This is a genomic window from Ruegeria sp. YTSA072 (assembly GCF_059610285.1).
This window is the reverse complement of the sequence record NZ_JBXWNI010000011.1, coordinates 56,984-71,246: the sequence shown is the minus strand read 5'-3', so window position 1 is coordinate 71,246 and position 14,263 is coordinate 56,984. Positions and strand designations below refer to the sequence as shown.

The 14,263-nt window shown below is 56.4% G+C and carries 13 protein-coding genes; 5 read left to right on the top strand and 8 right to left on the bottom strand.

The genetic code is table 11. The features are described from left to right. Positions 1–8 precede the first annotated feature (8 nt). From AC2FIB_RS17100 to AC2FIB_RS17090, 3 genes are read left to right on the top strand one after another with little or no spacing between them, the layout of a single operon-like run. A complete protein-coding gene (locus AC2FIB_RS17100; RefSeq protein ID WP_496842483.1) occupies positions 9–1,232 on the top strand; it encodes a class I SAM-dependent RNA methyltransferase in 1,224 nt (407 codons plus the stop codon). A gap of 21 nt (positions 1,233–1,253) precedes the next feature. Continuing rightward, positions 1,254–2,039, top strand: coding sequence for an ion transporter (locus AC2FIB_RS17095; RefSeq protein ID WP_496842481.1), 786 nt, complete (start codon positions 1,254–1,256; stop codon positions 2,037–2,039). Between the two features lie 57 nt (positions 2,040–2,096). Beyond that, positions 2,097–2,615 carry a L,D-transpeptidase family protein gene (locus tag AC2FIB_RS17090; protein WP_496697551.1) on the top strand — a complete coding sequence of 173 codons (519 nt, stop codon included), beginning with the start codon at positions 2,097–2,099 and terminating at the stop codon, positions 2,613–2,615. On the opposite strand, the gene AC2FIB_RS17085 is transcribed toward AC2FIB_RS17090, so the two are convergent. The 7 genes from AC2FIB_RS17085 to cysQ form a co-directional block, all read right to left on the bottom strand. Next, entirely contained in the window at positions 2,599–4,044 is a 1,446-nt protein-coding gene (locus tag AC2FIB_RS17085) for a nodulation protein NodH (protein ID WP_496842479.1), read from the bottom strand. The genes AC2FIB_RS17090 and AC2FIB_RS17085 overlap by 17 nt on opposite strands. A gap of 6 nt (positions 4,045–4,050) precedes the next feature. Continuing rightward, positions 4,051–5,751 (bottom strand): DUF5927 domain-containing protein, encoded by a 1,701-nt coding sequence (locus tag AC2FIB_RS17080; protein ID WP_496842477.1) that lies wholly within the window; start codon positions 5,749–5,751, stop codon positions 4,051–4,053. After that, positions 5,748–6,734 carry a glycosyltransferase family 2 protein gene (locus tag AC2FIB_RS17075; RefSeq protein ID WP_496842475.1) on the bottom strand — a complete coding sequence of 329 codons (987 nt, stop codon included), beginning with the start codon at positions 6,732–6,734 and terminating at the stop codon, positions 5,748–5,750. The genes AC2FIB_RS17080 and AC2FIB_RS17075 overlap by 4 nt, the downstream gene beginning before the upstream one ends. 147 nt (positions 6,735–6,881) lie before the next feature. Beyond that, the gene (locus AC2FIB_RS17070; RefSeq protein WP_496842473.1) at positions 6,882–7,940 is read right to left on the bottom strand and encodes a glycosyltransferase family 2 protein; all 1,059 of its coding nucleotides are present in this window, start codon (positions 7,938–7,940) and stop codon (positions 6,882–6,884) included. Positions 7,941–7,947: 7 nt separating this feature from the next. Further along, positions 7,948–8,931, bottom strand: coding sequence for a UDP-glucose 4-epimerase GalE (galE, locus tag AC2FIB_RS17065; protein ID WP_496736642.1), 984 nt, complete (start codon positions 8,929–8,931; stop codon positions 7,948–7,950). 68 nt (positions 8,932–8,999) lie between these two features. Then, on the bottom strand, positions 9,000–9,800 hold the full coding sequence (locus tag AC2FIB_RS17060; protein WP_496842471.1) for a 3-deoxy-manno-octulosonate cytidylyltransferase: 801 nt from the start codon (positions 9,798–9,800) through the stop codon (positions 9,000–9,002). Then, complete coding sequence (gene cysQ / locus AC2FIB_RS17055) at positions 9,800–10,597, bottom strand: 3'(2'),5'-bisphosphate nucleotidase CysQ (RefSeq protein ID WP_496736644.1); 798 nt, start codon at positions 10,595–10,597, stop codon at positions 9,800–9,802. Before cysQ ends, AC2FIB_RS17060 begins: the two co-directional genes overlap by 1 nt. Positions 10,598–10,720: 123 nt before the next feature. On the opposite strand from cysQ, the gene AC2FIB_RS17050 reads away from it, so the two are divergent. Then, complete coding sequence (locus AC2FIB_RS17050) at positions 10,721–11,542, top strand: ABC transporter permease (RefSeq protein ID WP_496736646.1); 822 nt, start codon at positions 10,721–10,723, stop codon at positions 11,540–11,542. Here the strand turns inward: AC2FIB_RS17050 and AC2FIB_RS17045 are convergent. Then, positions 11,539–12,141 carry an alpha-ketoglutarate-dependent dioxygenase AlkB family protein gene (locus AC2FIB_RS17045; RefSeq protein WP_496736648.1) on the bottom strand — a complete coding sequence of 201 codons (603 nt, stop codon included), beginning with the start codon at positions 12,139–12,141 and terminating at the stop codon, positions 11,539–11,541. The genes AC2FIB_RS17050 and AC2FIB_RS17045 overlap by 4 nt on opposite strands. A 211-nt stretch (positions 12,142–12,352) precedes the next feature. On the opposite strand from AC2FIB_RS17045, the gene dnaK reads away from it, so the two are divergent. After that, entirely contained in the window at positions 12,353–14,263 is a 1,911-nt protein-coding gene (gene dnaK / locus AC2FIB_RS17040; RefSeq protein ID WP_058275103.1) for a molecular chaperone DnaK, read from the top strand.

The following is a 14,263-nucleotide window of genomic DNA, read 5'->3' as shown; positions in this document are numbered from 1 at the left end:
GGCACCCCATGACGCAAACCTACACTATTACCCGCCTTGGTCATCAAGGCGACGGGATCGCTGATGGCCCCGTTTACGCTCCGCGCACCTTGCCGGGTGAGGTCGTCAGCGGCACGCTGCTGGATCAATTCCTGACAGATATCCGTGTCGAGACGCCCTCGGACCAGCGGGTCAAGGCACCGTGTCGTCACTACAAATCCTGTGGTGGATGCCAGTTGCAGCACGCGGCAGATGGATTTGTTGCGGATTGGAAGGTCGAGGTGGTGCGCACCGCGCTGGCCGCGCAGGGGTTGGAGGCGTCGATGCGCCCGATCCATACGTCGCCAGAACGGTCCCGCCGTCGCGCGACGATCGCGGTACGACGGACCAAAAAGGGCACTCTGGCCGGTTTCCATGGCCGCGCGTCAGACACGATTACCGAGATCCCGGATTGCCATTTGCTCGACCCGGCCCTGATCGCGGCCATTCCGGTGGCCGAAGCACTGGCGATTCTGGGTGGCAGCCGTAAAGGCGTGTTGGCGGTGACGCTAACCTTGTCCGAAGCCGGGCTTGATGTGGCGGTCAAAGGCGGCAAACCGCTGGACGGCCCGCTTGAGTTGGCTTTGGCACAAGCGACCGAGAAACACGGTCTTGCCCGGCTCAGCTGGGATGGTGAAGTAATTGCCATGCGCCAGCCACCCGTTCAGCGTTTTGGCCAGGCAAATGTTGTTCCGCCGCCCGGCGCGTTTCTGCAGGCGACAAAGGACGGAGAACATGCTCTGTTAAGGGCCGTTTCCGAAGCTGTGGGCGGTTCCAAACGCATTGTGGATCTGTTCGCCGGCAGCGGCACATTCTCTTTGCCCCTGGCAGAGGGGGCCGAGGTCCACGCCGTCGAGGGCGAAGCGGCGATGACGCAAGCGCTGGATCAAGGATGGCGTAGGGCGCAGGGCCTCAAACGGATAACGACCGAAGCACGGGACCTGTTTCGGCGACCGCTGATGCCGGATGAGCTAAAGTCTTTTGATGCTGTGGTGATCGACCCGCCACGCGCCGGGGCCGAGGCGCAAGTGACCGAACTGGCGCAGGCACTGCGCCCGGTGATTGCTTATGTGTCCTGCAACCCGGTGACCTTCGCCCGCGATGCGAAAATTCTTGTTAATGCGGGCTACACCCTTGAATGGGTACAGGTTGTTGACCAATTTCGATGGTCGTCACACACCGAACTTGCGGCACGGTTCACCCTGAACCCTTAAGACTTACAGGAGACTACCCGAATGGGGATCACACAACGCCTGCTGACCCTTGTCGAAGCACCAGCTTTCGGGAAGTTCATTACCGGTGTCATCATCTTCAACGCCGTGCTGCTGGGGATGGAGACATCACCCACCCTTATGGAAATTGCAGGTCCATTGATCGTAACACTGGACAGCCTTTGCCTGACCATTTTCGTTGTTGAAATTGCGATTAAACTGCTGGCTACAGGGCGCAGGTTTTTCACCAACGGCTGGAATGTCTTTGATTTCGTGATTGTCGGCATCGCTCTTGTACCGGGTGGGTCCGGCCTGTCGGTGCTGCGGGCATTGCGGATTTTGCGGGTGCTGCGTGTCATCTCGGTCGCGCCACGCCTGCGCCGCGTGGTTGAGGGTTTCATTTCGGCCTTGCCTGGCATGGCCAGCGTGTTTCTTCTTATGGCGATCCTGTTTTACATCGGTGCGGTGATTTCAACCAAACTGTTCTCGCAGACTTTCCCGGACTGGTTCGGCGATCTGGGCCTTTCAGCCTATACGCTGTTCCAGATCATGACGCTGGAAAGCTGGTCCATGGGGATCGTGCGCCCGGTAATGGAGATCTATCCTTACGCCTGGCTGTTCTTTGTGCCATTCATCATGGTGACCACTTTTGCGGTGGTAAACCTGCTGGTTGGTCTGATCGTGAATTCGATGCAAGACGCGCACCATGCCGAAGACGAAGTCAAAACCGATGCCTATCGTGACGAAGTGCTGGAGCGGCTTGAAAGCATCGAACGTCGCCTGACAGAGCAGCAAAACATCAAAAAGTGATTTCAGTTTTCACATTTTCTGGCATAATACAGAAAAAAAGAGCAGCAGGCAGTGAACATGGATCGTCGAGCATTTGGATTGGGTGCAATGGCAACGCTGAGCCTCTCAGCTTGTGCCTCGGCCAACCCCAGAATTCTAACTTACAACGGACCCGAAGTGACCTCTCTGGTCATCAACAAGGGCTCACGGAAACTATATCTTCTGCACAATGATAAGATCCTGAAAGAATACAGGGTTGATCTTGGATTTGCGCCCAACGGCACCAAAGCAAAGCGAGGCGATGGGCGTACGCCGGAAGGCAGCTATCTGATCGATCGGCGCAATCCCAATAGCCGCTATCATCTGTCGCTGGGGATCTCGTACCCGAATTCTGAGGATGTCGCGAAGGCGAAGGCCATGGGTGTTGATCCCGGCGGCGATATCTTTATCCACGGACAACCGAACCGTCGCAAAGAGCGTAAGCGCGCCAAAAAGACGTCGGATTGGACTGCGGGCTGCATCGCCGTCAAGAATGATGAGATCGAAGAGATCTATTCAATGGTAAACCGGGGAACGCTGATTACTCTGCGTCCCTAATCGGTTTCCAGGGCCCAAATCCGAACTGCATATAGTCACGCTGGTACGCCTGGGCGACCAGCGTTTCCAGTTTGTCGTCATAAATCTCAGCCAGAGTGAACGGGGTATCCGGTTCACTGAGTTCGGGTAGGGGCGGTGTGCTATGCCCCATCCGGCGCGCCAGGTCGGGCAGGGCTGTCGTGACCTCATCCTCCCTCAGGATCAGGTCGGGCAATGCGAAGGGCGCCATCCCCTCAAGGGCCTGCGACTGACTGCACCATGCCGCATCCACGCGTATGGCTGTCTGTTGGGCAAGATTCTGGCGCAGGAATGTCAGGAACGCCGAAAACGCCTCGTAATGCTGCTCAACCGGGTAATTGCCATCGCGCAATTGCCCGGGGATCGGAATCTTTAACCGGTTGCGCAGGACGTGTCGGATTTTCGGATAGGCGCCGGAACCTGTGTTGAGGATATGTCTGCAAAAGGCCCGATGCGCGCGCGCCAATGGGTGTTGCAGTACGGCGAACTTTCGATGCCCGGGATTGGAAAGAAACCACTGACGCGTCTGTTTCCTGTTCTGATTGGTCAGCAATTGTTCAACATCAACATGGTCCAGCGCGGCCATCCACCTTGCTACCGGGCTTTCCATTCCCCCGCGGATCGGCATGTACATCAGCGGCGTCTTTGGTGTGGCAACGTAATTCGCCACCAATGGACGTCGGCGTGGCTCAAAATTCGGAGTGCTGTGCAGGTTGAAGCTATCGATTTGTGACAACGCCTGCTCCATCTCATCAGGGTTCGTCACCTTTGCCAGCGCCGGCTCGGGGTTTTGCGGTTTGAGTGTTTCGTCGATTGCCGACAGCCTGCCGGACACACCCAGCCAAGCGGCAAGACCATTCAGAAGGTGCACCTGGTTCAGGTCTTCATAGGCAATGTAAAATGGGGTCTGGCCGCTTTGCTGCAAACGCTGCGACAGCATCAGATGATATTCATGCTGCCGGTTCAGGTATTTCATGAACGCTTCGGCATCGAACTCAACCTGTGCTTCGCGACGACGCTTGATGTTCTTCAGCTGCCACTGCTTGGTTTCGCGCGCAATCTTCAACGAGATGAAACTGTCCAGAGGGTTTCGGGTCAGAATGATCTTGGCGCAACGTGGATCGCCTAAAGCAGGCTCTAACACACGCGGATCATGTCCCTGAAAAAGGCGAAACCCGTTCAGTTCCCCTGGTGCCTGCCGGATCGCCTCAAGCAATGCGGAAGGGTCACGATCCCGCTCTTCCACCGAGATGCCCAGCAGAGTGTCGGATTTCAGGCGCCCTATGAAATGGGGATTGAACGCCTCGCCATGGCTGGTGACCCCTTCGATGGCGTTCAGGTTTGCCTCAAGCAGGTTAGACCCGGTCCGCATGGCTGCAAGAATGATGAAATAGTCAAATTGGGGCGTCATTTAGCTTTACTGCACCAGATAGGGTTTTCGATATGGCCGGACCCGGTCGGTAAAACTGTCATCCGGTGGGAAATCGCCCATCAGATAAGGGTGCATGCCCTGGTTCTTTAGGTTTTGCAGGAACTGGCCGAACCCGGACAGATCCACCATTTTCGGTGCTTCGGTCAGGTGGCTGGTTTGGGTGGTTCCGGTATCCTCGACCGCGGTCTGTAAAGGCTCGACCGGAGATTCAACGAATTCTGCCAGTGTCCACCTGCGAACCCGCGCCTTGGTCCAGACAGAAGACAGGATTTCCAGTTGCTTGGTTTCGATCTGCTGCAAGCGGGCGGCTTCAGCCCGGATATCGGCAAAGTTTAAGTTTGATCGAAACAGCGGGATCGCCCAGGCCCCGGTTATGACTGAAATCAGCGCATTCTTGTCCCGAGCCAAGAGCCAGTTGATCTCTTGCGTGTCGGCGGGGCCGAACTGAAAACACTGTTTTTCGCCGCGTGTGTTCCAGATCAGGTTCGAAAGGAAAGCCGTTGGGTTGTAGTCCCGCAGCTTTGCGCAGTCGCTGAGGCCGCCGTTGACGATGGTTTCTCCTCCAGCGAATTCAGCGCGCTTAGGGTCAAACAGGTGCCCGTGGACACGCGCGCCCGTGATGTTGGTCAACCAGGGTTCAAAATCTTCGAACACTTCAGTAAAGCCCTGAAAAACTGAATACGGAGAGGACGTCAGCCCGTTTTCGTTGCCGTGCCGTGGAAACCGGCTTTGCATGTACAACCCGTCACGCCCACGTGTGCGCCGTTCGACTGCTTTGGAAAACACCCGGTCAATTTTGCTTGGGTTGGGCTCTGTGGGTTTCATGGCACCGGCCTGATCGGTCAGAAAGGCCTGATACAGGCGATCCGCGTTAGGCCAGGCTTTGCGGGCAACAAAACAGTCGGATCTGCGCAGCAGCTGCAGGTGATCGTCATAGAAAATATGCGGACGACCCTGATAGTCGAATTTGGACAGGGTCAGAGACCGACTTTCGATATGGGTGGAATACAGGCGCGCCAGCGTCTGGAAGTAACTTTCGTCGGGAATCCAGACGCGCCGGAAATACCGGTCATAGGTCTCGCGTTTTGGATCCTGCAATATGGCTGACAGGGTTTGGCGGGTCAGGCACCACCATTGACTACCCATATGCGGCACCAACCCTTCGGGTATGTAGCGTCGAATGCGCAATGCACGCTGCAGTTTCACATAGGCATCGAACAGTTTGCGGTTCTTGCGCCACGAGAACGGAAATCTCAAGGTAAAGCGTTCCTGATCCAAGCCCCCCATAGTCCAGCTTACATCAGAGGTTGTGGCGCTTTCGATGAAATCCACGCGTGGCCGGTCCGCGAGGTAGTTGACCAGTTCATCCACTGGCCGCAACGGAAGGCAGGAGCCCGAAGTCAGGAAAACATGGCGGACATCTGGAAACGTCTCAAGCATCAGCGTGGCGGCAGATTGCGAGGCGGCAACGATTCCCCACCCACCCCAGTTGCAGACATGACGGTCAGAAAACCGGATCAGCGGGTCATTCGCATAGGCGGCAACGAATTCCGCATAGACCTTGTTTGGCACTTTGCGATCCACATGGATCACCACCGGGCACCCCGAAGAGGTCCAGTGTCGAGCCACTTGGCCGGCCCGGTTCAGCGCGGTGTGAACCAGCATAATGATGCCCAGATCGCTCATGCCCAGTTTCCTTTCGACATGAGGCCCAGAATCTCAAGCTGTCGCCAGTTGATGTAGGTTTCGGATTTGTCGCACCAAAACTCGGGCATGTCTGCCAGATGTTCGGCATAGGCGCGATATTCGTCAGAGCTGCGGTAATGCTGGCCGCGCTCCATCTCTTCCTGGGCCTTCTCGCCCAATGTGCTGATAAGTTTGGCGTGCAACAACGCACCGCTTGTTTTTTCGCCACCCCATTCATCAAACACCTGGTTCAATCCGCGTGGAAGCAGCGCATGGGTCGAGCTGACATAGACATAGCGCTTGTCCCATTTCACCAATGGTATCTTGTTTAGCGCAGGCGCTTTTTTCGGCGTGTCCTTAAAGAACACACGCGCGCGGGGTCCGCCTTGAATCCAGAGATTCCCGTAGGTCGGGTTCTTTGTGATCGTATAATTGCCTGCATCAAACCATTTGGCGATTTCGAACGGGTTTTGGCCCTCGGAATAGATGGCGTCTTCGACTGGTCCTTCGGGATACATGTCGATCAGCATTGCACTGAAGCTGCGCACGGCGCAGCCGTCCAGCCAGTCAGTCAGGGCGCGGATCGGCCGGGTATCGCAGAATGGATAGATGAAGAATTCGTCCGGATCGACGGTCAGAACCCAGTGGCGGTGTGCATATTTGCGCAGCAGGTAGTTTGTCCAGTCCACCCCAAACGACGCACGCTTATAGCTTGCATCGGCTTGCCAGACCGAGACGTCGGGTTGACCCGCCAGATATTCAAGTGACCCGTCATTGCTGGCGTTATCAACGAACAGAAAATGGTTGATGCCTAGCTGCCGGTAGTAGGTCAGAAAATATGGCAGACGAATTTTCTCATTCCGTATGACGCTGACCAGCAGGACGTCTTTCCGTGTTATCGAATTTACATTTACGGAAACGGGATTAAGATCGCGCCGCTTTCGAAGGCAACGCAATATACGGCGCTTGCGCCGCAATCTCATTCGGTATGAATCCAATAGGCCCACGCGACTGCCCAACCTTTGTTATTTACGCGAGCGTGCCCGGAGGCTGTACAAGCCAGAGTGGTACCGGACAATTGCCGTTTTATGCCATTTTTCCATCTTTCGAAGCAACGACTTTAAAAACCGTTAGTTTGAGTTGTGGCTTTCCCAATCAATTGTTCCCATCAGACCCAGTTGCTGCAATGAGTTCCAACCGGTGTATCGCTTGGACTCTGGCGCCCACATGACCGGGCGATCCGTGATGCCGTCATAGTAGTCTGCAAACTGTTCGGGATCATGAAAGTGTTGCCGGCGCTCTTTCTCGATCTTTGATTTTTCCACAACTTCGGGCAGGAATTTGGTGTGTAACAAAACACCAGATGGTGCCGTGCCGCCGGGCCCTCCGTAACTGGCGTTCAGATGTCGTGGCAATGCGGAATGGCACGAATTCACATAGGCGTAGCGCCGCGACCACCGGACCAACGGGATTTTGTTAAGCGTCGGGGATCGGCGTGGGGCGTCGGCAAAGAACATACGCTCGCGCGCGCCGCCCTGCACCCAAAGGTTGCCGAGCGGGCTTTGCCGTTGTGTCCGGTAGGGCGCGGCATCAAACCAACTCACCACCTCGGTCGGGTCGGTTTCAGGATCGTAGCCTTGTTCCCCCAACGGGCCTTTGGGATAAAGATCCAGCATCAGCGCGCCAAACGCTACACGTCCCTGATCATCTAACCATTTCGTCAGGTCCGGTAGGGGCCGGGTGTCATGATCGGGGTAAATCAACAACTCATCCGCATCGACCATCAGAGTCCAGTGGTGGTGCCCATAGCGCATTTGCAACCAAGTCAGCCAATCCAACCCATAGCGCGACGTGCGATAGCTGTCCCGGGTCTGCCACAGTGACACGTCCGGCTGTTTCCTGAGAAAGGGCACCGAACCATCGTCGCTGTCGTTGTCGACGATCAGAAAGTGATCAACCCCCAATGCGCGATAATGGCGCAGGAACCAGGGCAGGCGGGTGATTTCATTGCGCAGTGTGGTGAACGCCAGAATGCCACCGGCTTTGATGTTCGCCGTGCGGTCGTTCAGGCAAGACAATTGATGGCGGCTGCGAAAGGACCGCCACAACAACCGCTGTCGTTTTAGCCGCAACTTGTACATTTGCACCCATGAGATGGGCGGAAGCGTATCTTCCCCTGTACCAGTCACAATAAGCTCATTTTTCGTAATGGCCGTTCTGATGCCAGCGCCATGCATCGGCAATCATTGTCTCTAACGTTGATCTTTCCGGGGACCAGCCAAGCTCGTTACCCGCACGAACAGAACCGGATACCAGCTTGGTGCAATCGCCCGCTCGACGCGGTCCGATCGCGAAAGGCACGTCGCGGTTGGTGACGGCCTTGGAATGGCTGATCACATCCATCACCGAAAACCCCGACCCGGTGCCAAGGTTGAACACGCGGCTGCCCTTGTCTTGCTCCAGCCAGTTCAGCCCCAAGACATGGGCGTCGACCAGATCGCAAACGTGTACATAATCGCGGATGCAGGTGCCGTCTGGTGTGTCGTAGTCCGTCCCGAATACCGTCAATCCGTCGCGCTTGCCGTCGATGGCATCCAGCATCAGAGGCACAAGGTGGGTTTCCGGGCGGTGGAACTCACCCACCTCGCCATCAGGGTCGGCACCGGCCACGTTGAAATACCGGAAGATCACATGGTTCAGCCCGTGCGCGGTCTCGAAATCGCGCAGGATATCTTCGATGGCACGTTTTGAGGCGCCGTATGCGTTCAGCGGCAGTTGCGGCGTGTCTTCGTCCAGCACCACATTGTCATGCTCGCCATAGGTGGCGCAGGTGGACGAGAATACAAAGTTCTCACATCCGGCGGCCACCGTGGCTTCGATCAAATTCAGCGAACCGGTCACGTTGTTGGACCAGTATTTGCCAGGCTCGGACATGGCCTCACCCACTTGGCTGAGGGCGGCAAAATGCATCACGGCCAAGGGTTCGTATTTGGCGAACACCTCATCCAGCCGGACACGATCCAACAGATCGCCCTGTTCGAACGGACCAAATTTCACTGCATCCTGCCAGCCAGTGACCAAATTGTCGAAGGTCACAGGCGTGTAACCCGCTTGAGAAAGCGCCTTACAGGCATGAGATCCAATGTACCCGGCACCGCCAGTGACAAGAATGTTTTTCATAATCGTTCCAAATTGCGGTGCCATGCCCGGTTAGATGTCGTCTTGACAGGAGTTCAGGTGAAAATGGGTCAATCCAACCCCATAGCGGCCATCATCTCTTCGAGCTTCGGAACATCTTGCGGGTTGTTCAATTCCCAGAATTGACGGCCCTTGGCCTCAACCTCAACGCACAGAACCTTGCGACCATTTTCCATGAAGCGCAGCTGTTCCAGCCCTTCCAATTGCTCCAAAGGTCCCACTGGCCAGGTTGGATAGGCTGACAGCGCATCGGGGCGATAGGCGTAGACGCCGACATGGTGAAACACCGGCGTCGGTTCGGTGCCAGCAAAAGTTTCGGCGGTAAAAGGCACGACCTCTTTCGAAAAATACATTGCGCTGTGATCAGTCGCAAATACGGCTGTTGTGCCGCCGACCCGCCCGTTTTTGCGATCGTTCAGCAGGCTGTTCAAAGCATCTCCGTCACACCGCAGAACCGGCGTGGCGACACCTGCCTCGGGCGCGGCGCGCAGACCGGCGATCAGGTCTTCGACAAACCAATGTGGTGTCAGTGGCGCATCCCCTTGCAGGTTCACCACGATCTCATAGCCCGCGCCCAGAGCAGTATGGGCCTCGGCGCAGCGTTCGGTGCCATTGCCGCAGGTCTCGGATGTCATCACCACCTCGGCCCCGAACCCTTCGGCCACGTCGCGGATGCGGTCGTCGTCGGTGGCGACAACAACCTTGTCCACGCCCGATACGGAACAGGCGGCGCGCCACGATCGTTCGATCAGGGTCATCGCGTTGCCGCTTGCCCCGGTCAGCGGAACCAGCGGCTTACCGGGGTAGCGGGTCGAGGCATAGCGGGCGGGGATGGCAATCAATATGGACATCAGGCCTCCTTCAGGTCAACGCCCGGAGCGTAGGCGATAAAGAACGGGTTTGCATAGCCGTCCTTGCCGTAGGTCAATGACGAGTGGTCATCGAAACGAACAACCTTGCCGCCCGCCCCAGCCAGCACGGCATGACCTGCGGCGGTGTCCCATTCCATTGTGCGGCCAACGCGGGGATACAAATCCGCTTCTCCGGTCGCGACCAGACAGAACTTCAGGGACGAGCCTGCGCTTTTGCTGTCCTTGACCTGATATTTGTTGATGTAATCCTCGGTCGCCTGATCGCGGTGCGATTTTGAGGCGACGATCAAAAGTGCCGAATTGTCCGGCTCAGACACCGAAATCGGGGTCACGTCGCCGGCCTGCGCTTTGTTCAGCGCGCCGGTTTCCTCAACCGATTGACCGTCTGCTTGCGTGTAGAACATGCGCCCCTTGGCCGGTGCATACACAACGCCCCGAGTTGGCACTCCGTTTTCGACCAATGCGATGTTCACCGTGAAATCACCGCGCCGGTTGATGAATTCCTTGGTGCCGTCCAGCGGATCGACGATCAGGAATGTGTCGCCTTTTTCGGAATGTGATGCGGCCTGTTCTTCGGTCACCAGCAGAATATCCGCGAACGCGGCGCGCAAGCCTGCCGATATCAGGGCATCGGCTGCCTCGTCCGCTTCGGTCACGGGGCTGGCGTCGGATTTGACTTTGACGTCGAAATCATCCGACTCGTAGATCTGCATGATCGTGTCCCCGGCTTCCAGCGCCAGACGTCTGATTACGGGAATAAGGGCGTCGTAGGTCACAAAAATGCTCCGTTGCTGTAGTTTGTTGATCGAAATCCTTGTGGGCCTTATGATGCGGCGGTTACGGAACGGCAAGAATTTCGTGGCAGTTTGCAGGCAGTTCAGCGGGAAAGAGTGTACTGAGTGTTTTATTTTAAGCGAAAACAGACGCTTTTGGGCAGCGCTTTCACGACCGCTGAGCTTATCTATCATGCGGTTGTGCACGGGATACGATCAAAACACGCGAATGCCGTGATCGCGATCATCATCAATATCGTGCAAATTCTCGCACTTGTGACCGTTTTTTATCTGATCTTGTCGATGTTGGGCACACGAGTGGCCAAGATCCGGGGTAACTTTATCCTGTTTCTCTTATCAGGTGTCTTTCTGTTCCTGACTCACATCAAAGCCGTCTCGACCGTCGCTGGCGTGGCTACAGGAAACAACCCGATGATGCTGCACTCTCCGATGAATATGATGGTCGCATTGTTGGCGACCGCCTTCGGATCGCTTTATACGCAATTGGTTTCGATCCTTGTGATCCTCTTCGCCTACAGCGTCATAATTGAGCCGCTGGAGATCCAAGAGCCCGGCGGCGCGTTCTATATGCTGATCCTGGCCTGGTTTACGGGATGTGCGGTGGGTGTTGTTTTCATGGCGCTCAAACCGTGGTTCCCCGGGACTTCTGATATTCTCAGAAACTTGTACCGACGCATGAACATGATTTTTTCGGGCAAAATGGTTGTAGGGAATGCGCTGGGTGGCTTCTTGCTGAGTTTCTTTGCCTGGAACCCGTTGTTTCACATAATTGACCAATGCCGTGGCTTTGTCTTTCGTAACTACTATCCGCGAAACTCCAGTTGGGAATACGCGCTTTGGGTTGGGCTGGCCTTGCTGACAATTGGATTGCTGGGGATTTTTTACACCCGCCAGCATGTGTCGGCCAGTTGGGGGGCGCGCCGCTAACTCGCCACCCGTAGGGTCAGGTTGATCCGCCCGCCTTTGGGCAACAGCTTGGATGAACCGAAACGGATGCGGTCTACCCCGTGATAGGTCAGGCGGGCGGGGCCGCCCATAACCAAGACGTCGCCGGAGTTCAGCCAGATCGACTCGGTCTTGCCGCCCCGGGTTTCGTTTCCGATGCGGAAAAGGGCATCGTCGCCCAGGGATATCGACAGGACAGGCCAGGAGAAATCGGCCTCGTCCTTGTCTTGATGCAGCCCCATGCGCGCACCTTCGCCGTAATAGTTGATCAGACAGCAATCCGGATCGCGTTGGGTACTGGCAAGCTTGCGCCAGATGCCCAGTATCGTATCAGGAATGTCGGGCCACACCATTCCTTTAGGGTGCTGCGCCTGATATCGGTAGCCCCCTTTGTCAGTGACCCAACCAAACGCTCCGGCTGAGGTCATGCGCACCGACATTTCCTTGCCCGAGGGCGTAACCGGCCGGAACAGCGGCGCCGATTTCAGAATCGGGCGCAACGCCTCAATCAGTTGCGTTTGTGCCGCAACGTCCAGATAGGCTTTTCTGATGTCAAATCCGCGCAAGAGCAGCCGCGCCATTGAAGATTCCCCAATCCTTGCCAAAACCTTGTCAAAAAGGCCGCAGATTCCCAAAACCTGCCTTTTACACCGCTTGCAGGCCTCTGATCTCGCCCTTATATACGCCGGGACGCGCGATGGTGTAGTGCTGTTGCGCAAACCAGATCGGGACCGGATGCCATAACGGGTCCGGACCTCGAGACATCGCCTTGAAGAGAAAGGGATTGAACATATGGGAAAAGTAATCGGTATTGACCTCGGCACCACCAACTCGTGTGTGGCCATCATGGACGGCTCTCAGCCAAAGGTCATTGAAAACGCAGAAGGGGCGCGGACCACGCCCTCGATCGTCGCCTTCACCGAAGATGAGCGTCTGGTCGGTCAGCCTGCAAAACGTCAGGCGGTCACCAACCCCGACAACACGATCTTTGGCGTCAAGCGCCTGATCGGTCGTCGTGTGGATGATGCAGAAGTCCAGAAGGACAAGAAAATGGTGCCGTACGCCATCGTGGATGGCGGCAACGGTGACGCGTGGGTGGAAGCCCGCGGTGAAAAATACTCCCCAAGCCAGATTTCGGCCTTCACTCTGGGCAAGATGAAGGAAACCGCCGAGAGCTATCTGGGTGAAGAAGTCACGCAGGCGGTCATCACCGTTCCCGCGTATTTCAATGACGCCCAGCGTCAGGCCACCAAAGACGCAGGCAAAATCGCCGGTCTGGAAGTGCTGCGGATCATCAACGAACCGACAGCGGCTGCGCTGGCCTATGGCCTGGACAAAGAAGAAACCCAAACCATCGCGGTCTATGACCTTGGTGGCGGTACTTTCGACGTGACCATTCTGGAAATCGACGACGGCCTGTTCGAGGTCAAATCGACCAACGGTGACACCTTCCTGGGTGGTGAAGACTTTGACATGCGCATCGTCAACTACCTGGCGGATGAGTTCAAAAAGGAACACGGTGTCGATCTGTCCAGCGACAAGATGGCCCTGCAGCGTCTGAAAGAAGCCGCTGAAAAAGCCAAGATCGAACTGTCTTCGACCTCGCAGACTGAGATCAACCAGCCGTTCATCTCGATGGGCGCCAACGGTCAGCCGCTGCACATGGTCATGAAACTGACCCGTGCCAAGCTGGAATCGCTGGTCGGCGATCTGATCAAGAAGTCGATGAAACCCTGTCAGGCCGCATTGAAAGACGCCGGTCTGTCGGCGGGCGACATTGATGAGGTTGTTCTGGTCGGCGGTATGACCCGCATGCCCAAGGTGATCGAAGAGGTCACCAAATTCTTCGGTAAAGAACCGCACAAGGGTGTGAACCCGGACGAAGTTGTTGCCATGGGTGCCGCCATTCAGGCCGGCGTTCTGCAAGGCGACGTCAAAGACGTGGTTCTGCTGGACGTAACCCCGCTTTCGCTGGGTATCGAGACGTTGGGTGGCGTGTTCACTCGTCTTATCGACCGTAACACCACGATCCCGACGAAAAAATCTCAGGTCTTCTCGACCGCCGAGGACAACCAGAACGCTGTGACCATCCGCTGTTTCCAGGGTGAGCGCGAAATGGCTGCGGATAACAAGATCCTGGGTCAGTTCAACCTTGAAGATATCCCGCCCGCACCGCGCGGCATGCCTCAGATCGAGGTGACTTTTGACATCGACGCCAACGGCATTGTCTCGGTTTCGGCCAAGGACAAAGGCACCGGCAAAGAGCAGAAGATCACCATCCAGGCATCGGGTGGTCTGTCGGACGAAGATATCGACAAGATGGTCAAGGACGCCGAAGAGAACGCCGAGGCGGACAAGGAACGCCGCGAGTTGATTGAGGCGAAGAACCAGGCAGAAAGCCTCATCCACTCGACCGAGAAGTCGATGGAAGAGCATGCCGACAAGGTCGACCCGACCACCATCGAAGCCATCGAGTTGGCGATTGTCGCGCTGAAGGACGAGCTGGAAACCGAGAATGCCGACAAGATCAAGTCAGGCATTCAGAACGTGACCGAAGCCGCCATGAAGCTGGGCGAAGCCATCTACAAGGCGCAGTCTGAAGAGACCGAGGATGAGCCTGCGGCGGCGGATGCTGCTCCGGCTGGTGAAGACGATATCGTCGATGCCGAATTCGAAGATCTTGACGACGAAAAGCGTAAGTAA

Excerpts from the sequence above, each read along its gene's own strand:
- AC2FIB_RS17100 (WP_496842483.1), top strand. The coding sequence starts at position 9 with ATGACGCAAACCTACACTATTACCCGCCTTGGTCATCAAGGCGACGGG.
- AC2FIB_RS17095 (WP_496842481.1), top strand. The coding sequence starts at position 1,254 with ATGGGGATCACACAACGCCTGCTGACCCTTGTCGAAGCACCAGCTTTC.
- AC2FIB_RS17090 (WP_496697551.1), top strand. The coding sequence starts at position 2,097 with ATGGATCGTCGAGCATTTGGATTGGGTGCAATGGCAACGCTGAGCCTC.
- AC2FIB_RS17085 (WP_496842479.1), bottom strand. The coding sequence starts at position 4,044 with ATGACGCCCCAATTTGACTATTTCATCATTCTTGCAGCCATGCGGACC.
- AC2FIB_RS17080 (WP_496842477.1), bottom strand. The coding sequence starts at position 5,751 with ATGAGCGATCTGGGCATCATTATGCTGGTTCACACCGCGCTGAACCGG.
- AC2FIB_RS17075 (WP_496842475.1), bottom strand. The coding sequence starts at position 6,734 with ATGAGATTGCGGCGCAAGCGCCGTATATTGCGTTGCCTTCGAAAGCGG.
- galE (WP_496736642.1), bottom strand. The coding sequence starts at position 8,931 with ATGAAAAACATTCTTGTCACTGGCGGTGCCGGGTACATTGGATCTCAT.
- AC2FIB_RS17060 (WP_496842471.1), bottom strand. The coding sequence starts at position 9,800 with ATGTCCATATTGATTGCCATCCCCGCCCGCTATGCCTCGACCCGCTAC.
- AC2FIB_RS17045 (WP_496736648.1), bottom strand. The coding sequence starts at position 12,141 with ATGGCGCGGCTGCTCTTGCGCGGATTTGACATCAGAAAAGCCTATCTG.
- dnaK (WP_058275103.1), top strand. The coding sequence starts at position 12,353 with ATGGGAAAAGTAATCGGTATTGACCTCGGCACCACCAACTCGTGTGTG.